Origin of the sequence: Flagellimonas sp. (genome assembly GCF_965601775.1) — a bacterium.
In the GTDB taxonomy this organism is placed as follows: domain Bacteria; phylum Bacteroidota; class Bacteroidia; order Flavobacteriales; family Flavobacteriaceae; genus Flagellimonas.
Genome location: NZ_OZ271837.1, coordinates 3,451,293 through 3,473,763, shown reverse-complemented (window position 1 = coordinate 3,473,763; position 22,471 = coordinate 3,451,293). Strand labels below are relative to the sequence as shown.

The following is a 22,471-nucleotide window of genomic DNA, read 5'->3' as shown; positions in this document are numbered from 1 at the left end:
TTGGTTTATCAAAAAATCAAAAGAAAATGCTAGACGAAGTGTTAGATTAATCCGATGAACTACTTGATTATCAGCTTTCTCGTAGCCACCTTATTATTTTCCAAAATGCGAATAATGTACATTCCTTTGTCCAATCTGGAGAGATTGAGCTCTTTTCCTATAAGTGTAGTCTGAAGTACTTGGGTGCCCAAAACATCGAAAATGGCAATTTTTTTGGGTTGATTGGCGAATGTTTCAATGAAGACCTTACTTTGGGTACAGGGATTGGGGTACATTTTTAAGCCGCTGATATCCTCATTGGATTCAATATTCTGTTGAGAGAATCCAATAGCACAAACAAAAAAGAAAAGTACCGCGTAAAGGTGCTTCATACAAAGTAGGTTACAAAGGCTATGCCACAAATATATAGAATTACATCGCTGAAATTGAGCGTTTTGTCGAAAAAAGGCCCGCTTTTTCGATGAAGTGCATGAAAAAAGCCCCGACATGTCAGGGCTTTGAAATAAAAACTTAGTATTCTTTTTTTTATTAGAACCTCGTGCTATATCCTATTGAAAAGGAAGTTCCTGGCTCCCTAAGCGAGAAAATTTGATTGGAAGACCCGAAGGATTCAAATTCGCTAAGACGCTCATCATCCAATATATTGGTCGCCCTAAGCGTAATCTTGTTCTGCTTGTTCTTCCCGAAAGATTTGCTGAGGTTCAAACGCAAATCGTTAAATGGTCTGGTAAATACATCCCCAACATTACCATCACTTACAATTTCTAAAGTTGGTCCCTGTACATTATACAAAACGGTACCTTCCCATCCACTTTCCTGATTATTATAACCAAAACCTAGGTTAAGAATCCATGGAGATTGTCCTTGTAGTTGTCTTTCGGTAATTGGAGTTTCACCATCCCTTAAGTTTTGTGGGTCAGACCGTCGGGCTTGTTCAAAAATTCCTAAATCCTGCTGAGATTCAATTAATGAGTAATTACCATTAAAGAAGAAATCGTTCAAGCCTACAAAATCCAAACTTCTTCTTACTTCAATCTCCGCCCCATAAACGGTAGCTTCACCCAAATTCAATGGAATAAATTGGTTGGGCGCTCCTTCGATAAAGCTTATCTCAATCGGATCTTCAAACGTCTTATAGAATCCACTTAGTGCAATGAAATTTGTTCCTTCGCCATAGGTTTCAAAACGTAAATCGTAGTTGTTGATATAGGTAGGTCGAATATCAGGATTACCATTAAAGATGGAGTTGGCTACTGGATCGATAATCGCCGCGGTTGATGCCTCCTTAAATGACGGTCTTGCGGTAGTCCTACCATAGGACGCTCTTATCTTTTTATTACCATCTTCGTCCAATTCAAAAATCAAATTAGCAGTTGGGAAAATGTCAGTCTCATCAATAAAAGTCTCATTATCGAATATGGTACCATTTACATCAACACCGGTGTATTGCAATTCAAATTGCTCTACTCTAACTCCTACAATAGCATTGAACCATTTGGCGACCTTAAATTCTTCAGAAATGTAGGCACCTATAATGGATATATCCGAGTCAAAGGAATCGGAAGGATTGGAATCCTGTCTTATAAAAGTACCTTGTAGTGGTGAACCCCTTAGAATATTGTCTGGGGCTACTACTTGATTGGGGTCTCCTTCAAAACGCAAACTAAACTCACCACCGCTGTCTATGTTCGGCAATGCAAACTGATCTACCCCAAACTCCCTGTTCTTGAAGACATATGAGCCACCTACTTTTACTTTGGCATCGTATCCAAATAGCTTGTGTTTTTTAGAAACATCAACTTTTCCAACATAGTTTATTTCTTCCAGATCCCTCCAGATACGCAAAGGATCTCCAGACTCACTGGGTGAAATAGACCTAAGCCCATTATCTTCATTTATTAAAAAGGGAGTTAGTCTAAAATCTTGATCGTAAACCCTTGCGAAGGTTACCGCTCCCTTCCAATCCACGTTCCAAGCACCTTCTTTCCCAAAGGAATGAACTCCATTCAAGATCCCATTGGTAATGGAGCGCTCCGTAAATAGTAGGGCAGTCCTCTCACTAAGATTGGAATTGAGGATGATGTTTCTTTGAGTTACAAAAGATGATTGGGTTTCACCATTTTGAATGTGTAATACGTTTACTTTGAACTTGTTCTTTTCTCCTTTAACGGTAATTCCTCCCAATCCAGTTAGTAAGGTATTATTGGTGGAAAGATTACCAATATTGGTTCGGTCTTCTTCCAGTTCTAAAATGGAGGTATCCTGACTCCTTCTATATACCTGTCCATCAATAAAGTTCTCGAAGAATTCCGATTCATTTCGGTACGAAACAGCAGCTTGATATCCAATTCTCCAAGTACCATCTTCGTTTAAGTTATATTGATTTCCTAAGTTGAAACCGAAATTGAAATTGAGAAAACTAGTATCGTCTTCCAACCCCATTTGTGGTTGTAATGTTTGTGTTACCCTTCTCAGTAATGGTCCGTCTGAAACTGGGTTTAGATTTGAGATGTCTCCGTTAAAAGGAATGTCATATGCTCCATCGGCTACACCAAAAGGACGTCCTCCGCTCTCAAAAGTCTGAAATTGATCGTTAAAATGGAAATTGCTATTGTATGATGCCCCAACAGACAAGTTAAATTCCTGTTTTGTAGGGAAGTCCTTAGTAACAATATTTACAATACCTCCAGTAAAGTCTGCAGATTGGTCTGCGGTAAAGGACTTTACAACAATAAGGTTATCCAATAAGTTTGTTGGAAATATGTCTAGTTGAAGTGTGTTTCGGTCGGGATCAAGACCAGGAACTTCCAAACCATTGAGAATGGTTTTGGTATAACGGTCACCTAGACCACGAACAAAAACAAATTTACCACTTTGAACGGATACCCCGGGTACGCTTCGCACTGCGGTTGCAATGTTGTTAGCACCTGAGCGCTTTATACTCTGCAGGGAAAGACCATCAACCAAGGCAACGGAGCGTTTTTGAAGGTTGAGTACAGAGGCTTCCGTATTTTTAGCTACCGTCGTTGTGACTACAACTTCATCAAGCTGATTTGATGCTGGATTAAGGGTAACATCCAATATAAATTCTGTTCCAGCGGTAATCTTAACTTCCGTAATTTCTACAGTTTGATATCCTAGATAGGAAAAGGATATGGTGTATATCCCTTCTTCGAGATCTAAGGAATACTTTCCATCAAAATCTGAAGTAGTTCCAACGGAGGTTCCTTTAGCCAAGATATTGGCAAATGGTAGAACATCATTGAATTCCCCATCATTTACGGTACCCACCAAGGTTCCTCTTTGTGCGGACATAAAGGAGGACACCAAAAAAGTAAGTAGTAGAATAGGGATTAGCTTGGTTTTAATCATCATTTCCCGTTAAAATTTAAAGCTTGCAAAGAAAACAGATTGCCCGCTAGATAGCGAGCAATCCATTTAATCTTTACGTTAAGAAAGTGTTGCTTGAACAACAATTAATTATTGAAAAGGAGTGCTTTCTGCAGCGGTAACGGTCCATCCGAATACAGTTGTATCAGCACCAACAGTTTCCATACCTGCAGTAACAGCAGAAGCGAAAGCAGCTGCTCCAAAAGTAGTGATGTTAGGATCTAGTCTTTCGGAGAATATATCTGCAACATCAGCAACACCTGTTGGTAAAACCACCTCCCAAGAATCAAAAGAAAGGGTTCCGGCTACAAAGTTATCGGATACAAAGGTTACGTCATCGTCGTCACCTGCGTCCAATTCAACATCAGAAAGTTGAAGATCAGCTCCTACTCCAGTAAATCCAGTTACAAATACATTGTTGTTGGCACCAGAGGCTCTAGAACGGTAATCAGCGATTTCCCCATCTTCTGCACTATCGTCTAATCCAAACAAAGTAGCATTGGTAATGGTATACTCTCCGGTTGCGTTTCCTTCAGGACCATCAATTTCAAAAGCGTGATCGGAAACACTACCCTGAACGACTACCACATTAGTGATTGTTCCACTATACGCTTGGTCAATATCAATAGCATCATCTCCCTGTGCCCAAACAATTAAGTTAGAAGCGTTACAAGTTCCTCCGAAGAACTCAATGCCATCATCCACATTGGCGAATACTTCAAGGTGGTTAAGCGTTGTTCCTGAACCTACACCTCCTAAGGTGATACCATTGATTTCGTTACCATCTCCAATGTTGGTTCCTCCATGACGTACTGAAACATAAGTAATAGACCCAGAACTGTCGTCAGGCGTAGTACCACCGTAGTTTCCATTAGGGTCACTTGCAGGAATACCTTCAATTTGAGCCACACCTGAGTTGTCAGCTACAGAAATAGGAGCAGCACCCAAGATGATTAAACCTCCCCATAAACCACTAAGATTTTGATTTAAGTTAGGGCTTACAATCTGTCCTCTGTCTATATTATCTGCTGTAGATGTCATGATGATAGGGTCGGCAGCAGTTCCGTTCGCATTTAGGGTAGCCCCTCTTGCCACCAACAAGGCAGAAGCGTTTACCCCTTGCCCTGCAGAACCTTTGATTAAAGTACCAGCTTCGATGGTCAACGTTACACCACTTTCAACGGCTATTCGTCCATTTAATTGATAGATAAAATCTGAGTCCCATGTAGTGTCCGTAGTAATGTTATTGGCTACTTGGATAATATCACCTACCTGAGGGCCTCCGCCATTTGGAGTTGGGTCACAGGCATCACCTATACCATCTCCATCTGCGTCTTCCTGGTTAGGGTTTGCGTTGGAATCACAGTTATCCTGATCGTCAGGGATACCATCTCCGTCAAAGTCAGCAACCATAGGGATTTCTAGTCCACCCTCATCATCATCACTACAGGCGACAAAGGTTAAAGTAGCGGCAGCTACCATAAATAGGAACAATTTTTTCATAATACTAAGTTTTTTTGTTTTCATAGTTAAGGGGAGGTATAAAAACCCCCGGATAAATTTCTCTGCAAATAAAGCGGGGGGAAGTAAATGCTATGTTAGCACCTTGTTAAGTGTTTATTTGAAAAGCGTTACAATAATGTTAGGAGATTAAATGAATGTTAAGCATTTATGGAGTAATCGTATTATATTTACATTTGGGCGACAAAATCTAATTCTACCATCCCATGAAAACAAAGGATATCAAAATACTATTGGTTGACGATGAGCCAGATATCTTGGAAATTGTGAGCTATAATCTCTCTGCAGAAGGGTACGAGGTATTTACCGCCAAGAATGGTGCTGAAGGTGTTGCAAAAGCAAAAAAGAAGAATCCTCACCTTATCATTTTGGATGTAATGATGCCCGAGATGGATGGAATCGAAGCCTGTGAAATATTGAGAAGTACTCCTGGATTAGAAAATACCATCATTACCTTTTTAACCGCGCGTGGAGAAGATTATTCCCAAGTAGCTGGATTCGATGCAGGAGCGGATGATTATATCACTAAGCCTATTAAACCTAAAGTTTTAGTCAGTAAAGTGAAAGCTCTATTGCGTAGACTAAAGGATGAAAAAACCGAGGTTGAAGATATTGTTAAAGTGGGTAACATCGTGATTAATCGCGAAGAGTACAAAATTGTGAATGATGGGAAGGAAATCGTGTTGCCGCGAAAGGAATTTGAATTGTTATCCCTATTGACATCCAAACCAAGTAAGGTTTTTAAGCGAGAGGTTATCCTTGATAAAGTGTGGGGCAATGAAGTGGTTGTGGGGGGAAGAACCATAGATGTGCACATTAGAAAATTACGCGAAAAAATAGGTGATCACCATTTTAAAACCGTAAAGGGCGTAGGCTATAAGTTTGTCTTGTAATGGCCGTTCAGACCAGGAAATCCTATAAGTTTTCACTTCGTTCCTCCTTTTTAATTACACTTACCACTACCCTTTTTTTTGCCGTATACATGGCAATCACGGATAAATGGGACCTATTGCTTCTTTGCTTACTTCTAGTAGGCTCTTTCGTTATTTCTTTTATCGTTTTGCAGGTGAGGGTGGAACGCTTCATCTACAGAAGAATTAAAAAAATCTACGATGATGTGTCTTTGTTGGAATCCACTACCTTTTCATCCAAGCCCGTGACCACAGATATGAAAACGCTCACACAGGAAATCGAAAAGTTTGCGGAAGACAAGAAAATCGAAATCGATACCCTAAAAATTCAAGAAGAGTACCGCAAGGATTTTTTGGGGAATGTTTCCCACGAACTCAAAACCCCACTTTTTACTGTACAAGGGTACATCTTAACCTTGCTGGATGGGGCCATGAATGATAAAAAAGTTAGGGAAAAGTACTTGGCCAGAGCCAACAAGGGAGTAGAGCGCTTAATCTATATTGTGCGTGACCTCGACTTAATTACCAAACTTGAAGTTGGTGGACTAAAGCTCGAGAAGGAAGAGTTTGATATCATCGAATTGATTCAAAATGTATTTGACTTGTTGGAGATGAAGGCCACAGACAAAGAAATTACCTTGACTTTTGACATGGAATATCCCGAACCCATTTTTGTAAAGGCAGATAGGGAAAAAATACAACAGGTAATAAGTAATCTGTTGGTCAACTCCATTAAATACGGGTATCCCAAGGGAACTACCGAAGTTAGTGTTGAAAATCTAATAAAAAACAAGGTCATTATACGAGTGACTGACAACGGGGAAGGGATTCCCAAAAAACACATTCCCCGTCTTTTTGAACGTTTTTACCGTGTAGATCAGAGTGGAAGCCGCAAAGAAGGAGGTTCCGGATTAGGACTTTCCATTGTAAAACACATTATTGAGGCTCACGATGAAAAAATTTATGTGGAGAGCGAGGAAGATGTGGGCTCGGAATTCTCTTTCACCTTAGAAAAGACCTCGAACAATTCTGTATAGTCGGTATTGGTTTCAAATTGGGTTAGTCCCTTAAAAGAATCCATTCTTCCCAACTGTTCCATAGTAAAATCATCCTGCTCACAAAAGGGTGCCAATCCCTGTTTTTGCATACGTTTTGCCAAGTATTCCTGTTCATATTGACCAGGTGTAGGAATAAAGAACGCTTTCTTTTCTAATTTGGCAAGGTCCATAACGGTAGTATATCCAGAGCGACAAAGAATCAGTTTGCTTTGGTTGATGGCATTTTCCAGTTCCTTCGACTGCATAAAGTTGTATAGATCTAGTCGATATTTGCTATGGTCCAGGGTTTCATGGGTTTGCTTTTCTTCTATTTTACCTTTCACAAACAGAACATCACCCCTATAATTTTTTAATTCCTCTAAAAGTTTTTCCTCCAGGAAGCTGCGTTGGGGTTCCGGGCCCGATAACAAGACCATCAAATCGTAGACGGTTTTCTTTTTTTTCTTTTCAAATCTGCTCAGGGGACCCAAATACCTGAGATTCTTTTTTTTCTTTTTTAAATGTCCTAGTTTCCCGGTCAAGTTGGGTTTACCCTCTACATCGGGAACCCAACAGGCATCAAATTTTTTGATGATATTCTGATGCGCCTTGGAACTCATCCAGGTGGTATTTCCAGAGAGCACATTCAATTGATGTGTGATGAAAACACAGGGTACTTTTTTGTAATACCCACCCAAACGATTATCAGAAATGACCCCATCCAACTGGTGCTGTTTCACCAATTTCTTTATAGCTTTTTTTTCCTTGGTCATGGCCTTGATGACCTTAGGAGAATCCCAAATCATTTTAACCTTAAAATTCCGTCCCTTTTCCGCATATGTGATTTTATAGGAAGGTAGTTCGAATGCGGGTAGTGCAGGAAATTCTTTTTGTAACAAAGACAGGGCTACGCCGTCTGAAGCAATATAGGGCTGATGTCCATGGACCAACAGGGCATTTATAATGGGAATACAACGTGTGGAATGTCCAAGTCCCCAGTTGAGGGGTGCCACCAGGATACGTTTGGATTCTTGCATGAACAAAGAAACAAAAACATCAAATCAATGTTGAATTCCGTAGTTTTACAAATTGTTAAATCATTGTCTTGGGGAGTAAGAATAAATTAAAACGATTTCGAGAAAATGAGTCCTTTCCCAATGTGATTCAGCCCACCCGGGATGAAGCTTTAAACGAATTTGAATGGAAGGGAAAATGGGGGGGGTATTTCAAAAATGCGAATCCTATAGTTTTGGAATTGGGCTGCGGTAAAGGCGAGTATTCGGTTGGATTAGCAAAGAGAAATCCCAACAAAAATTACATAGGAATTGATATAAAAGGGGCAAGGTTTTGGCGAGGAGCGAAATCAGCTTTGGAAACCAATTTACCCAATGTCGCCTTTCTGCGTACCCAGATTGAGCTGGTTGATTTGCTTTTTGCAGAAGATGAAGTGGATGAAATTTGGATTACCTTTCCAGACCCTCAAATCAAGTACAAAAGGACCAAACACAGGTTGACCAACCCGGTGTTTTTAGAAAAGTATAAACAGATTCTGAAATCGGGTGGACTTATTCATCTAAAGACCGATAGTGAATTTTTACATGGATACACTCTAGGACTTTTGCAGGGTCTGGGCCATGAAATCTGCTACTCGAACCACGATGTCTACACGAATGAAGGTAGCCCCAATGAAGTCATGGAAATACAGACCTTTTATGAAAATCAGTATCTTGAAAAAGGAAAACCCATAACCTATCTCCAGTTTAGGTTTGCAGACGTATGACTCACTTGATTATTCTCTTTTTGGTCACCTTTTTAGCAGCTTTTGTGGCGTCGGCCCCACCAGGGCTTTTAAATGTTAATGCCGCGAAAACAAGTGTAGAAAAAGGTCAAGGAAATGGGATTATTTTTGGTTTGGGAGTTGCCATCATGGTTATGCTCCAAACCTATATTTCAGTTCGAATTGCGAAGTACCTCTCTAGAAATCCAGAGGTAATAGGTATGCTTTTGCGAATTGCGGTGATCGTATTTGCGGTTTTGGCCATTTTTTTCTTTTTAAAAGGAAGAAGACAGCAAGAACATTCTAATAAATTGGTGCAGACCAAAAAGCGAAATAGCTTTAGCAAAGGACTTTTTTTAGCAGCAATCAATTTGTTGACCATTCCCTATTATAGTGGTTTGAATACCCTTTTCCATGCACAAGGCTTTATGAATTACACTGTGATGGATGAAGTTATTTTCATTTTAGCTGCGGGCCTTGGGACTTTTTTAGTAATGTATCTCTACGCCATTTATTTTAATAAAATGGAACAAAAAACCAATCGCTTTTCAAGGAATTCCAACTACATTCTAAGTGGTCTAATGGTTATCCTATTAATGATTACTTTGGCAAAAATGTACCATTGAAAGTGGAAGAACAGAATTTTTTTGATAAGGTCTATGAAGTAGCAAAGCTTATTCCCTATGGAAGGGTCACTTCCTATGGGGCTATTGCCAAATATCTTGGTGCAGCGCGTAGCGCCCGTATGGTTGGTTGGGCCATGAACAATTCGTTGGCCAAGGATGTCCCAGCACACCGCGTAGTTAATCGGGTAGGAGTGTTGACAGGGAAACACCATTTTGATGGCACAAATTTGATGCAACAATTACTGGAGAATGAAGGTATTGAAGTCGTGGATAATCAAATCGTGGATTTTCAAAAACACTTCTGGGACCCTATGAAAGAGCTTCCATAACTTCACCTTATTTCATCATCCTCATTTTCAATATACTTGCTTCATAATCTAAGCCGCAAGCTGTATCTTTGTAATTTAGAATCAGTTTAAACGACTGCAAACAAAAATGATTGATGAAGCTGAATAAAGCAGACATTCTTAAAGCCTTGGAAAAAATCTCTGCCCCCGGGGAAGGACAGAATTTGGTGGAGAGCGGAGCGGTAACTAATGTGCAGGTTTTTGGCGATGAGGTTGAGGTGGATGTTACCATTAAAAACCCCAGTCTTCAAGCTAAAAAGAAGACCGAAGTCGAGATTTTGAAGATTATACATCAAGAAGTTTATCAGAAAGCCAAAATAAAAGTCAACCTGAAGGTAGATGCACCGGCAAAACCTAAGGTCAACCAAATCAAAGGAAAACCCATTCCTGGGATTCAAAACATCATCGCCGTGGCTTCCGGAAAAGGAGGTGTGGGTAAATCTACGGTAACTGCAAATCTAGCAGTCACTTTGGCTAAAATGGGTTTCAAGGTCGGACTGTTGGACACTGATATCTATGGACCATCGATGCCCATTATGTTTGATGTGGCTTTGGAAAAACCGCTTTCAATCAATGTGGATGGCAAAGCGAAGATGAAACCCGTTGAAAATTATGGGGTCAAAATGCTTTCCATTGGCTTTTTTACTCAACCCAACCAAGCAGTGATTTGGAGAGGACCTATGGCATCTAAAGCGTTGAACCAAATGATTTTTGATGCGCACTGGGACGAATTGGACTTTTTGCTTTTGGATTTACCTCCCGGAACTGGGGATATTCATTTGAGCATCATGCAATCTTTGCCAGTAACGGGTGCGGTAGTGGTAAGTACGCCACAGGAAATTGCTTTGGCAGATGCCCGAAAAGGGGTAGCTATGTTCCAGCAAGAAGCCATCAATGTGCCTGTTTTGGGAATTGTGGAGAATATGGCCTATTTCACGCCTGATGAACTTCCTGAAAACAAATATCATATCTTTGGGAAAGATGGGGCCAAAAACCTTGCGGAAGATTTAGGAGTGCCTTTTTTGGGAGAAATACCTTTGGTACAAAGCATACGGGAGGCTGGAGATGTAGGGAGACCCGCAGCGCTTCAAACCGCTACTCCAACAGAGGAGGCCTTTGAGGATTTAACGAAGAATGTAGTTAGTGAGTTGGTAAAGCGAAACACCGATTTACCACCCACTGAGGCAATAAAAATTACAACTATGGCCGGTTGTGCCGCAGTTAAAAAGAAATGAGTATGACATCAGAAGAATTGCGTAGCAACGTGGAAAAAGCTTTGGATGAGATAAGACCCTTTCTTCAAAGCGATGGAGGTGATATTTCGTTGATTTCCATAGATAATGATAGTTCAGTAAAGGTTAAGTTGGAAGGGAATTGCATTGGATGCAGCGTTAACCAAATGACCCTAAAAAGTGGTGTGGAAATGACCATTAAGAAGTACGCCCCACAGATTGAGGAAGTGGTCAATCTAAGTTAGTATGACCGATATCATAAGTACTTCATTGGGCAAAACGTAAGTTGCACTTTCCAAAAGACTTTTCATGATTACAACCGATATTTTGATTATTGGAGCAGGACCTACGGGTCTTTTCGCTGTTTTTGAGGCTGGCTTGCTGCAATTGAAGTGCCATATCATTGATGCCCTACCCCAACCTGGCGGACAGTGTTCCGAATTATATCCCAAGAAGCCCATCTATGACATTCCAGGCTTTCCTGAAGTATTGGCAGGGGACTTAGTGGATAACCTTTTGGAGCAGATTAAGCCGTTTCAACCGGGATTTACATTAGGAGAACGGGCCGAAACCATTGAAAAACAAGAAGACGGTTCATTTGTGGTTACTACAAACAAGGGCACCCAGCATAAAGCACCCATTGTTGCTATAGCTGGAGGTTTGGGAAGTTTTGAACCAAGAAAACCACAACTGCCCAATCTCTCAGACTTTGAAGACAACGGGATTGTGTACATGATTAAGGAACCCGAGGCTTTCAGGAACAGAAAAGTACTGATTGCTGGAGGTGGGGACTCTGCATTGGACTGGTCGATTTTTCTAGCGGATGTGGCTTCAGAAGTAACCTTAGTACATCGCCGAAACGAGTTCCGGGGCGCTTTGGATTCGGTGGAGAAGGTACAACAACTCAAAAACCAAGGAAAAATAAATCTGATTACCCCTGCTGAGGTTAGAGGATTGGAAGGAAAGGATAAGTTGGAGAAAGTCCGTATTGAAAAAACCGATACGGGAGAAAAAATCGATTTGGTTGTAGACGACTTTATTCCATTGTTTGGTCTTTCTCCAAAATTGGGACCTATAGCCGATTGGGGTCTTGAAATTGAAAAAAATGCCATTAAGGTGGATAACACCTTGGACTACCAAACGAACATTCCTGGAATTTATGCCATAGGTGATGTCAATACCTATCCGGGAAAGCTAAAGCTGATTTTATGTGGTTTTCATGAAGCTACCTTGATGTGTCAAAGTGCATATCAGCGCATATTTCCAGATAAAAAGTATGTTATGAAATATACTACGGTGGGAGGAGTTACAGGATTTGATGGAAGTAAAAAAGAAGCTCCAAAAGCAGTGGTCAAAGCGATTGAATAGTAAGGAATTTTGTTTCTTGAAGACTTTTAAGGCGTCAAAAAAAACCAATGAGTGACATTAAACTTAAAATTACCGATAGAGAAGGTATACTACACGAGGTAGATGCGCCTACGGATATGAACATGAACTTGATGGAAGTGGTTCGTTCCTATGAACTGGCTCCAGAAGGGACCATTGGTATCTGCGGAGGAATGGCCATGTGCGCTTCCTGCCAATGCTATGTGAATTCGGACCACAATTTACCTGAAAAATCAGATGATGAAGAGGCTATGTTGTCCGAAGCTTTTAACGTCGAGGAAAATTCCAGATTGGGCTGTCAAATTCATATTACTCCGGAGTTGGAAGGATTGGAAGTGGAATTGGCCCCTGAAGAACTTTAAATCCTTACCCAGTTCTTCGGTTACTCAATGACCCATGTAATAGCAATATGAAGACCTATTAAAATGTGACCTTCTCTTTAAATGAGGGACCTATTTTTAGTCGTTTTCCCGAATTAAGTACCACATATTCATCCCGTTTTTCTTTTTCCTTGGAAACAATTTGATTTCTGTTTACTAGAAATTTTCTGTGAATTCTAATGAATTCAGGAGATAATTGTTTGGCCATTACACCAAGACGCTCACGTTTCATATAACATTCAGAGTCCGTATAAAAATTGAGATAGTGCCCCTCAGCCTCTATCCAATGTACCAAATCAATGCCAAGGGTCAACTTTTTTCTCCCTTTAAACACCTGTAGTTTTTGTGTATTGTTCGGTCGGTGATAAACATAAAAGGCAGCAGCTACAATTAATATTAAATGGTACAGGGCCTCTCTTCCAAAGTAATATCTGGCAAAGGTAAGATCCCAATAGGCATCAAAAAACCCAAAACTATGTAATACTGCATTGGATACTGCAAAAAACACCCCTAAAGCCAACAGGGCCAATCCTATGCTCAACAACCAATACCATCTAAAATACCTTGCTTTAGCATGCTGAAGTAGCATGACACAGGAAATCAACACTGGAAAAAAAAGAAGTAGGAGTACGGATAGATAGGTAATAGTAGTCCAAATACTATACGTACTATGATGGTTATATCTAATATAATTTTGGATAAGTGATATCAAAAAAAATACCACCAATAATAACATTGAAAAAAAATAAAACCGCCTGTTATTGGAAATTATTGGCATATTATACCAGAATTAATTCAATCTTCAAATATACCAAAAGCCCTTGCGTGTATAGATAGCCCAATAGTTATCCAAATGAATCTTTAAAGAAAGTTTCGTTTAGACCTTGGGCTCTTAGCCAATCTGCCAATGCATTTCTGTTTCCCACTTCGGCATGGTGTAACAAGGTAAAACCATGTGGCCCGGGAGCTTTTAAAAGCTGTGAGTAATCTGAAACCAGTTTTTTGACAAAATCATCATATCCTAAAAAGGCATAGTTAAAAATATCAAGACGGGCTCCCTTGGCTACCAAAAGATCGGCTATATCCCTTCGGCCCATATGTGAAGCACCTCCCACAGCTGTCTCAAAATCACCTTTCTTTCCTTGGTTGGTGCAATTTAAGAGAAGGGGAAATTTTTCAATGATTTTCTTGGTTTCGTCCAAACTCTTATGGGCCGCAAACACGAATTCACGTATCAACTCCGCTTCAAACACCTTTTCTTGATTATCTTTTTGGCCCAGCATTGTTGTAGGTGCCGCCAGGGAAACACCGCCTAAAATGAGGCTTTTTTTAATAAATAATTTTCTGTTCATGATTTCTCTGTGCCTTGGATTACAGCAGAAAAGTTCGTGATTTACAGCATTTATAGTGGTGAAATCCCCTGAATTGTCATAAAGATGTTATCTAGGGGCATGAAAACTACATTTCGAATTTAAATACCTTGATCCTTTGTCTTCGGAATGTATTGTAACCTAATTTGCCTCCTGATGGATTTGGGCTTTTTTGAGTTATATCCTAGCTTGATAGGTAAATAGATTGTAGTACCTCCCCTCTGAGGCAATAAGTTCATCGTGTGTACCCTGTTCTGCAATCTGCCCATTTTCTATCACTAAAATTTGGTCGGCTTTGCGAATGGTACTTAGGCGGTGAGCAATCACAAAAGTGGTCCTACCTTGGGTCAATTCGGCCAAACTTTTTTGAATCAGCGCTTCCGATTCCGTGTCCAAACTGGAGGTAGCCTCATCCAAAATCAAAATTCTAGGGTCTGCCAAAACTGCCCGGGCGATGGCAATACGTTGCCGCTGACCACCAGAAAGTTTTACCCCGCGTTCTCCTATCAAGGTATCCAATCCTTCGTCAAATCGATTGGTAAATTCATCTACGTATGCTGCTTTTACAGCTTGTTGTAGTTGTTCTTCAGAAGCATTGGGTCGGGGAAAGAGAATATTTTCCCGAATCGTACCTTCAAACAAAAAATCATCTTGCAGGACTACACCCAGGTACTGTCGAAAACTGTTTAGGTCTACTTGGGATAAATCTTTGCCGTCAATGGTAATGGTCCCAGAATTTGGTTTCAAAAAACTGGCAGCCAAACCAGCTATTGTCGATTTCCCTGAACCAGAACTACCCACCAAGGCTACAACCTGCCCTGATTTTACCTTAAAACTGATGTTGTGCAACACTTCTTTTTCTTCTTCATAGGAAAAAGAAACGTTGATAAAATTCATGTCACCATAAATGGAATCCAACTGAATGGTGCGCTCACCTTCTTCAGCCTCTTCTGGAGTGTTCATTAATTCCTCTGTTCGGTCCAATCCTGCCAGTGCCTCCGTCATTTGACTTCCTATATTGCTCATTTGAACGATGGGAGCAATCATAAGTCCCAATAAAATGGTAAACTGAACAAATTCCCCAACAGTTAGACTACCTTGAATGATTTGGTATCCCCCAAAACCCATAACACTGGTTGTGGCAACACCCAATAAAAAAGTAGAGGAACTCGACATAAATGCTGTCGTCGTTAGACTTTTTTTGACATTTTGATACAGACGGTCCACCCCGACTTCAAAAACTTCTTCCTCCTGTTTTTCGGCATTAAACCCTTTTATCACGCGTATTCCACCTAAAGTCTCGGTAAGTCTTCCTTTTACTTCGGCATTGATTTTACCTCTGTTCCGAAAAATCGGGCGAATGATTTTGAAAGCCTTAAGGGCAATGACAGAGAATATAATTAACGGAATAAAAGTTATCAATGTCATGGGTACGCTAATATCCAGTAATAAAATCAGGGATACCACGGCTGTTATGGTACCACCTACGAGCTGCACCAATCCAGTTCCAATCAGGTTTCGTACTCCTTCCACATCAGACATAATTCGAGAAACTAATGCACCGGATTTGGTGTTATCAAAAAAACTGATGGGTAACGCCAACACCTTTTTTTGAACCTGTGCCCGCAACTCGGATATTAAATATTGAGCTTGTACACTTACGATTCGGGTGAGTAGAAACGAAGTTATCGCCTGTACCAAAATGGCCAACATTACCCCGGCTACCAGATACTTGAGCATGGTAAAGTCCTTTTTTACAATAACATCATCAATGAGATATTTAGATGCGATTGGCGCAACAAAACTAGCTGCCTTGCTTATTGCAATAAGAAGCAAACCAATGAACACCAAATTCCTTCTAGGCCAGATAATCGTTTTGAAGGCTTTTAGAATGCTAACTTTTTTTTCTGCCATAGGTTTTTGAAAAGAATATGCAAGTTAGCTCAAATTTTAGGCTGGTAAAACCAAAAGGGCACTTCATTAATCGAAATGCTAATCCAGACGTACATATGTTATCTTTGGGAATGTACGGCAGAACCATGGCTAAAAAACTGATATTACTTTTTCATGTTCTCTTTGTGTCCATTGGGTTATCCCAAGAAAACTATCCAAGGCTTACGGAGATAGTCACAGATAGTGCCAATATCCTTACCAATGAGCAATTATTGGCCATGCGAGCAAAGCTCAGTCAGTTTGAATCCCAAACTACAAATCAAGTGGTAGTCCTCACCATTCCGGCACTGGGCGGAGAGACCATTGAACAATATGCCTATGGAACTTTCAATCAAAACCGATTGGGACAAGAAGAGAAAGATAATGGCCTATTAATTCTTTTTGCTAGGGATGACCGGGAGGTTCGAATTGAGGTAGGTTATGGTTTGGAACCTTATATCACTGACGCAGTGGCATCAAGGATTATTCGAAACACTATGATTCCCGAGTTTAAAAACGAAAATTATCATTTGGGGTTGGACTTGGCAACCGACCAGATTATTGAGTTTTTGAGTAATCCAGAAGCTTTGGAGGAATTCAAGAAAGAAATAGACGAAGAATCCGATATGGGTCTGGGCATCAAGATTTTCATGATGTTTTTTCTATCCATTTTTGTCGCGGCAGGAGGTTTTATTTCCTTTAAAACCTATAGCAATATGATTGAGGTGTTCCGAGGTATGTTTATTGGTAAGCTGGGTATTGTGCCGGGTACTTTTATGGCCTTGTTCAGTTTTCTCCCCCTTATGTTCTCTTTGGTTTTTGTGGTAATGCCGCTAGTCTTTGTGGTCCTCATTTGGGAAATTGATATAACGAAATATGAATATCTATTGGATAACCTAAATTGGGTTTTCTATGTTTTAGCCGGGATTTTATTGCTTGCCATGTTTTTGGCGGTGCTTAAAATTCGAATTAAAGGCAAGGAAGATTTTAAACTTTCATTTTTTAAAAGTGATAGTAAATACATGTCCAAGATCTTTTCATCCGGAGGCACACATTCTTTTGGTTCCAGTTCTGGAGGAGGCAGTTCCAGCAGTTTTTCAGGAGGAGGAGGAAGTTCCGGAGGGGGTGGAGCCAGCGGAAGTTGGTAGTCTTTACTATTTTAATTCAGGATTGACATTTGTTTTCTTTTTATCTTCACTGGCAATCCATAAATACATCCAAATGAGAGCTATTGCCTTAATTATTTTATTGATTTTGTCTTCATGTGCACAGAAAGCTGAACCTACCGAGGTCGAAAAATGGGAAGCACAGGCGGAAAATATTACGATAATTAGGGATGACTTTGGCGTACCTCATATTTATGGAAAAACGGATGCTGATGCTGTCTTCGGTTTATTATACGCCCAATGCGAGGATGACTTTAATCGCGTGGAACAAAATTATATTTGGGCCATAGGTCGCTTGGCTGAGGTTGAAGGAGAAGAAGCTATCTATAGCGATTTACGGGCTCGACTTTTTATGACCAAGGAAGAGGCGATGGAGAACTATGAAAAAAGTCCAGATTGGTTAAAGGAGTTATGTGATGCCTTTGCCGATGGAATCAATTATTATCTGCATACCCATCCTGAAGTGCAGCCAAAACTTTTAACTCGCTTTGAACCTTGGATGCCCTTTTATTTCAGCGAAGGAAGTATAGGAGGGGATATTGAGCGAATTTCTACTAGAAAAATTCAAGCGTTCTATGAAAGCGATATGGAAATACCTGAAATGGAAAACTTGATGATGCAAAAGGGAAAAGAAATGGCGGAACCTCAAGGCTCTAATGGGATTGCTATTTCAGGGGATTTGACGCAGTCGGGGAATGCCATGTTGCTGATTAATCCACATACTTCCTTCTTTTTTAGAGGCGAAGTGCATGTGGTCAGTGAAGAAGGTTTGAATGCCTATGGAGCAGTTACTTGGGGACAATTCTTTGTTTACCAAGGATTTAATGAAAAGACGGGTTGGATGCATACTTCTACCTATACGGATGTCATGGATGAATTCAAGGAGAACATTGTAAAACAGGATCGAACATTACTGTATCAGTATGGAGAAGAATTGAGAACGGTGGAGTCCAGTGAGGTCACTCTAAAATATAAAGATGGGGAGGAGCTTAAAGAGAAAACTTTCCCGATGTATCATACCCATCATGGCCCTATTACCCATAAGGTGGATGGCCGATGGACCGCTTCATCCATGATGTGGGAACCTGTTAAGGCTTTGGAACAATCTTACATTCGAACCAAACAAGATGGATACGATGGTTTTCGTAAAATGATGGATATTAGGACCAATTCTTCGAACAATACGGTTTATGCCGATGCTGAAGGTAACATTGCGTACTTCCATGGCAATTTTATTCCCAAAAGAGATACCATCTTTGATTTTATCCAACCCGTAGATGGAAGCAATCCAGCTACCGATTGGAAGGGACTGCATACGGTTGACGAAAACATTTTGGTCTTAAATCCGGATAATGGGTGGATTCAGAATTGTAATTCTACTCCCTATACTTCCGCATTGGACAATAGTCCAAAGCGCGGAGATTACCCAAAATACATGTCGAGAGATCAGGAGAATTATAGGGGAGTTCATGCGATTGAGTTGTTGACGGATAAAAGTGGATATACTTTGGACAGCTTGATTGCTTTAGCGCACGACCCCTACCTACCCGCTTTTCAGGCTTTAATTCCGGGATTGATAAGGGCATATGATGCAAATCCAAATATGGAATTAAAGGGGCCAATAGAGATGTTAAGGAGTTGGGATTTTAATACTTCCGAAGAGTCTATTGCGATGACTCTGGCGCATACCTATGGAACGTTATGCTATCAAATGGCTGAAAGACCCGAAGGACTGTACGCTATGCAGTTGGTGGATTATTGGGGTAGTGATTCACCGGATTCCGAAAAATTGCAATTGTTCACAGCGAGTCTATTAAAATTGAAAGAAGACTTTAGCACTTGGGAAATCCCTTGGGGCGAAGTTAATCGATATCAACGATTGAATGGCGATATCCGTCAAGCTTTTGACGATGCCAAACCCAGTATTCCGATAAGTTTCGCAAGCGGTAGATGGGGCGCATTGGCCGCCTACGGTGCTCGATACGATAACAATACCAAAAGGATATACGGTACGCGGGGCAACAGTTTTGTAGCGGTGGTTGAATTTGGAGATAAAGTCAAGGCAAAAACCATTTTAGCAGGAGGGCAAAGTGGAGACCCAGATTCACCTCATTTTGATGACCAAATAGAAATGTATGCCAACCAAGAATGGAAAGATGCCGCCTATTATAGGGAAGAAGTATTGAAACGGGCGAAAAGGACGTATCACCCTGGAGAAAAGTAACTTATTCCTCCTCTTTTACCACAATTAAGCTGGCTTTGGAGCCTGTGGAAAGGTTCCATTTGTTGTTATGGATTACCTCACCCTTTTCGTCAGCAACCACCACCTGGGCCGTGTTAGGACCAGAGCTCCCTTGATTAAGAGCTTCAAAGTCTATTCTATTGAAACCTTTTGCCAAGTCAATATTCACCCCTTTAAAGCTTCCGGAAAGAAGTATGTTGGGTTCAATCACTTCGCCATTTAAATAAATTTTCACCCTGTCTCCGTCTACATATTCATGGTCTCTACAAACGATGCCTATAAATTTTGCATTTGTTTTGACGTCCCCCAAATATTGATCCCCGTAGTGTTTTTTGGAACCTTTCTTTTCTTTTTCACCCACCTTGGGGTCAATCACTAAATCATGCCCAGCCTGCAATAGTTGCTTATCTGGCAACATTTTGATTCCAGGCTTCTCATTTTTAGAAGTCAAATTGTTATCAATTACAGAAGGCATACGAAGCGAAGTACCCTGATTGCTGCTTTTAATATCCAAATTATTGCGCTCTCCAATTTTCAAGGGACGGGTAGTCGGGATATCACCTTGGGCTTGTACAGCAATGAGTCCAAGCATAAAGAAAAACAGTAAGATTGCGGACTTTTTCATAGCATTTTGGTCGTTAACCATTGATAAAGTTAACAAATACCTTGCCATGGAGTTAATAAAACGACGTTAAATCGTTAAATAGCAGCACTTTTCTTGCTTACCCGTTTTAATCCAAATAGTGGATGTAATACCGGAATAGGCAGAATAACCAAGTGATAAATAACCCAACTAATACCAAATGTGCCGAGGGTAAGAATGGTCGCCTTGGGCAAAAACCCCCAACTTAAATCCATAATGTAGTATGCAAGCATTACGGTTATGGTCTGATGCAATATATAAAAGGGATATACAGCCCTATTGGCATAGCTTAATCCATTGCTGGGTTTGTTAAGAAAATTTGCGGCATAGGCAAAAAGAACCAGAATCCAAGACCATAAGTTGACCACCTTAATAAAACCTTCTGTAAAATGGACCAAGGTCGAATCTTCTAACAGTAGCCATATGCTTAGTAATAGAGAAAAGGCTATCATGCCCGTAAACAGGGCCTTGGTTTTGATTTTCTCCAGATTCTGCCAAAAACTATTTCCTGATGCGATGAGAACGAAACCAGTAAAAAATAGGACAATGTAAAATGTAATGGTGAACCAATCGCCAATTAGAGCATGGTTAACTGGGAAAAAGGGCTCCATAAAAACTTCTATGAAATAGAGGGGGACTATGAATATATACAAACCCCATTTCTTGGCAAGGAAGGACCTCATGCCTTGAATGAACCTTGTTTCGTTTTTTCTTAAGTAAACCAAAAGCGGGGCCAGTAGGAGCGAGAACAGAAACAAGTAGGGAAGAAACCAGAGATGATGCCAGCTGATGTTCCCTGCAGGATATACTCCATGGAATGCAACGCTTGTGAAATAGTCCAGATAAGAGCCTGAAAATTGTCCATGGGCCAATCTTTCAAAGTATACTTGAGGAGGTACTATGAGCAACATGCCCACTGCCAACGGTATACCTAGTCGGAGGTATCGCTCAAGAATGAACTTTCCTATTGAACGTTTCCCCAAGGCGTAATACGTTCCCATACCAGAAATTACAAATAGAATAGGCAAACGCCACTGGTTTAGAAAAAGCATGGGCCATCGCAACCATTCGTAAATGAAGTTGTTCTTTAAATGCCAGCCCCAAGGAACGAAGAACATGCCCACATGATAAAAAATGAGCAAACCGAAAACGATAACCCTCAACCAGTCCAAGTCATAACGACGAATAGAATTTTCCATGATGAATTGTTTTGTGCCAAAGGTGTAAACTAGAATCCATCGATGTAAATTTTTGGATAGGGGATGTGTTCAGAATTATAATTCGGGAAAAACTAAGAGGAGGTCAAATCTTTATTTTCCTTTAAAAAAGCGGAAGGCGAGGTATTGGTATATTTTTTAAAAGCCGCATAAAATGCTGATTTTGAATTAAATCCAACAGAATTTCCTATGGCTTCCACAGTGAGATGGGCAAAATTCACATTTAAAAGGCGGGTTTTTGCTTCGCTCACCCTTTTTTGATTGATATAGTCATTAAAGTTACTGCCAGTATGTAAATTAATTGTTTTTGACAACTGATTTGTACTGGTTTGTAATTGATTTGCTAGATCTTTTAGCGATGCAGTAGGTGATTCGAAATACCTTTTTTCATTCACTAGTGAATCAATCGCCTCAAACTGTAGACCTGAAGAAGTAAGTGTTTCGTATTTATCGGCAATCCAAGATTTTTCAAAAAAGCGTGACTCCCCAAGAATAATATATGTTATTGAGAAAGTGATAAAGGTTTGCACCATGCCGATATAATGGTCACCGCTATCATTGTCGAATCGATAGAAAACAAAGAACACGAAAACGAAAACAAGGAATAATATGACAACCGAATTCCTACTAAATAAATATTTGCCCGTTTTTACATGATTGGGGACAATTTTTTTACGTCTCCATTCGCTCCAGACCAGTTTAAAAGACAGTAGTCCATAACCAAGGAAGCTTGTAAGCACAAGCCAGTCAAAAGGACCTTTTATCCAGGAGTAGGAATAACGGAACGAATCAGGCACCTTGGCAAAAGGAAGTTCCAAGGGATAAGCCCCCAAATAAGCGTTGAACTTTACGGAGAGTGGAGCCACAAAATAGGGGGTAACCAACAGCGCATAGCCCACAGGTAAGACAAGATGCCACCAATGTTTCTTTAAATTAACTTTCTCACGCTGCAACAAGCAAAATAAAAAAAAGTAAAACGTAGGGGCAATACAGAGAACAAAGGGCTCGGTGGAATCATTGAAAGACAAGGTATATTTCATTAAGCCCGTGTAGCATAAATAAATATCCAAGGTAACCAGGGATTGAAAAAGCACCGAAAGCGCCAAAAAAATCAGTATTCTATTCTTTCTGGCCCTTAAGAAAACCATTAGGCATAAAAAGAACCCCTGCATAATGCCCAAGAGCATGATATGGGAAGCCAAATTATGACGAACAGGTATACGGTCTATAAGTTGTTGTAGGGTTTCCAAGAAGGGTTTATTTATTGTAACTTAAGCCTAGTGGAAAGTACCAA

Annotated in this window: 21 protein-coding genes; 11 read left to right on the top strand and 10 right to left on the bottom strand. The window is 40.3% G+C overall.

Features of this window, described 5'->3' with window-relative positions; translation table 11 throughout:
• Positions 1 to 59: 59 nt before the first annotated feature.
• The 3 genes from ACSLUF_RS15970 to ACSLUF_RS15960 form a co-directional block, all read right to left on the bottom strand.
• Positions 60 to 371 (bottom strand): T9SS type A sorting domain-containing protein, encoded by a 312-nt coding sequence (locus ACSLUF_RS15970; protein ID WP_435623657.1) that lies wholly within the window; start codon positions 369 to 371, stop codon positions 60 to 62.
• 157 nt (positions 372 to 528) lie between these two features.
• On the bottom strand, positions 529 to 3,375 hold the full coding sequence (locus tag ACSLUF_RS15965) for a TonB-dependent receptor domain-containing protein (protein ID WP_435623656.1): 2,847 nt from the start codon (positions 3,373 to 3,375) through the stop codon (positions 529 to 531).
• Positions 3,376 to 3,480: 105 nt separating this feature from the next.
• Positions 3,481 to 4,893: a thrombospondin type 3 repeat-containing protein gene (locus ACSLUF_RS15960; protein ID WP_435623655.1), complete on the bottom strand. Its 1,413-nt coding sequence runs from the start codon at positions 4,891 to 4,893 to the stop codon at positions 3,481 to 3,483.
• Positions 4,894 to 5,117: 224 nt separating this feature from the next.
• Between ACSLUF_RS15960 and ACSLUF_RS15955 the strand changes: the two genes are divergently transcribed.
• A complete protein-coding gene (locus tag ACSLUF_RS15955) occupies positions 5,118 to 5,804 on the top strand; it encodes a response regulator transcription factor (RefSeq protein ID WP_435623654.1) in 687 nt (228 codons plus the stop codon).
• Positions 5,804 to 6,859: a sensor histidine kinase gene (locus tag ACSLUF_RS15950; protein WP_435623653.1), complete on the top strand. Its 1,056-nt coding sequence runs from the start codon at positions 5,804 to 5,806 to the stop codon at positions 6,857 to 6,859. Before ACSLUF_RS15955 ends, ACSLUF_RS15950 begins: the two co-directional genes overlap by 1 nt.
• Here ACSLUF_RS15950 and ACSLUF_RS15945 read toward each other — a convergent pair.
• The gene (locus ACSLUF_RS15945; RefSeq protein ID WP_435623652.1) at positions 6,784 to 7,896 is read right to left on the bottom strand and encodes a glycosyltransferase; all 1,113 of its coding nucleotides are present in this window, start codon (positions 7,894 to 7,896) and stop codon (positions 6,784 to 6,786) included. The two genes, ACSLUF_RS15950 and ACSLUF_RS15945, sit on opposite strands and share 76 nt — an antisense overlap.
• 68 nt (positions 7,897 to 7,964) lie before the next feature.
• Between ACSLUF_RS15945 and trmB the strand changes: the two genes are divergently transcribed.
• From trmB to ACSLUF_RS15910, 7 genes are all read left to right on the top strand, one after another.
• A complete protein-coding gene (gene trmB, locus ACSLUF_RS15940) occupies positions 7,965 to 8,639 on the top strand; it encodes a tRNA (guanosine(46)-N7)-methyltransferase TrmB (protein WP_435623651.1) in 675 nt (224 codons plus the stop codon).
• Positions 8,636 to 9,262: a LysE family transporter gene (locus ACSLUF_RS15935; protein WP_435623650.1), complete on the top strand. Its 627-nt coding sequence runs from the start codon at positions 8,636 to 8,638 to the stop codon at positions 9,260 to 9,262. Before trmB ends, ACSLUF_RS15935 begins: the two co-directional genes overlap by 4 nt.
• On the top strand, positions 9,259 to 9,591 hold the full coding sequence (locus ACSLUF_RS15930) for an MGMT family protein (RefSeq protein WP_435623649.1): 333 nt from the start codon (positions 9,259 to 9,261) through the stop codon (positions 9,589 to 9,591). Before ACSLUF_RS15935 ends, ACSLUF_RS15930 begins: the two co-directional genes overlap by 4 nt.
• A 113-nt stretch (positions 9,592 to 9,704) precedes the next feature.
• A complete protein-coding gene (locus tag ACSLUF_RS15925; RefSeq protein WP_435623648.1) occupies positions 9,705 to 10,844 on the top strand; it encodes a P-loop NTPase in 1,140 nt (379 codons plus the stop codon).
• A 2-nt stretch (positions 10,845 to 10,846) separates the two neighbouring features.
• Complete coding sequence (locus tag ACSLUF_RS15920) at positions 10,847 to 11,086, top strand: NifU family protein (RefSeq protein ID WP_435623647.1); 240 nt, start codon at positions 10,847 to 10,849, stop codon at positions 11,084 to 11,086.
• A gap of 64 nt (positions 11,087 to 11,150) precedes the next feature.
• Positions 11,151 to 12,209 (top strand): NAD(P)/FAD-dependent oxidoreductase, encoded by a 1,059-nt coding sequence (locus ACSLUF_RS15915; protein WP_435623646.1) that lies wholly within the window; start codon positions 11,151 to 11,153, stop codon positions 12,207 to 12,209.
• A 47-nt stretch (positions 12,210 to 12,256) separates the two neighbouring features.
• On the top strand, positions 12,257 to 12,589 hold the full coding sequence (locus tag ACSLUF_RS15910; RefSeq protein WP_435623645.1) for a ferredoxin: 333 nt from the start codon (positions 12,257 to 12,259) through the stop codon (positions 12,587 to 12,589).
• Between the two features lie 58 nt (positions 12,590 to 12,647).
• Here the strand turns inward: ACSLUF_RS15910 and ACSLUF_RS15905 are convergent, their stop codons facing one another.
• The 3 genes from ACSLUF_RS15905 to ACSLUF_RS15895 all read right to left on the bottom strand — a co-directional run bounded on the left by ACSLUF_RS15905 (position 12,648) and on the right by ACSLUF_RS15895 (position 15,891).
• Complete coding sequence (locus ACSLUF_RS15905) at positions 12,648 to 13,196, bottom strand: LytR/AlgR family response regulator transcription factor (RefSeq protein WP_435623644.1); 549 nt, start codon at positions 13,194 to 13,196, stop codon at positions 12,648 to 12,650.
• Between the two features lie 256 nt (positions 13,197 to 13,452).
• Positions 13,453 to 13,959, bottom strand: coding sequence for a hypothetical protein (locus tag ACSLUF_RS15900; RefSeq protein WP_435623643.1), 507 nt, complete (start codon positions 13,957 to 13,959; stop codon positions 13,453 to 13,455).
• A gap of 195 nt (positions 13,960 to 14,154) precedes the next feature.
• Positions 14,155 to 15,891 carry an ABC transporter ATP-binding protein gene (locus ACSLUF_RS15895; RefSeq protein ID WP_435623642.1) on the bottom strand — a complete coding sequence of 579 codons (1,737 nt, stop codon included), beginning with the start codon at positions 15,889 to 15,891 and terminating at the stop codon, positions 14,155 to 14,157.
• Between the two features lie 17 nt (positions 15,892 to 15,908).
• Here ACSLUF_RS15895 and ACSLUF_RS15890 point away from each other — a divergent pair, with 17 nt between their 5' ends.
• Together ACSLUF_RS15890 and ACSLUF_RS15885 are read left to right on the top strand one after the other, a co-directional pair.
• The gene (locus tag ACSLUF_RS15890; RefSeq protein WP_435623641.1) at positions 15,909 to 17,057 is read left to right on the top strand and encodes a TPM domain-containing protein; all 1,149 of its coding nucleotides are present in this window, start codon (positions 15,909 to 15,911) and stop codon (positions 17,055 to 17,057) included.
• A 73-nt stretch (positions 17,058 to 17,130) separates the two neighbouring features.
• Positions 17,131 to 19,299, top strand: a complete 2,169-nt coding sequence (locus ACSLUF_RS15885; RefSeq protein ID WP_435625848.1) for an acylase — start codon at positions 17,131 to 17,133, stop codon at positions 19,297 to 19,299.
• A 1-nt stretch (position 19,300) separates the two neighbouring features.
• On the opposite strand, the gene ACSLUF_RS15880 is transcribed toward ACSLUF_RS15885, so the two are convergent.
• The 3 genes from ACSLUF_RS15880 to ACSLUF_RS15870 all read right to left on the bottom strand — a co-directional run bounded on the left by ACSLUF_RS15880 (position 19,301) and on the right by ACSLUF_RS15870 (position 22,427).
• Positions 19,301 to 19,942, bottom strand: a complete 642-nt coding sequence (locus ACSLUF_RS15880) for a hypothetical protein (RefSeq protein ID WP_435623640.1) — start codon at positions 19,940 to 19,942, stop codon at positions 19,301 to 19,303.
• 74 nt (positions 19,943 to 20,016) lie between these two features.
• A complete protein-coding gene (locus tag ACSLUF_RS15875; protein ID WP_435623639.1) occupies positions 20,017 to 21,159 on the bottom strand; it encodes an acyltransferase family protein in 1,143 nt (380 codons plus the stop codon).
• Between the two features lie 92 nt (positions 21,160 to 21,251).
• Complete coding sequence (locus tag ACSLUF_RS15870; RefSeq protein WP_435623638.1) at positions 21,252 to 22,427, bottom strand: helix-turn-helix domain-containing protein; 1,176 nt, start codon at positions 22,425 to 22,427, stop codon at positions 21,252 to 21,254.
• Between the last annotated feature and the right edge of the window lie 44 nt (positions 22,428 to 22,471).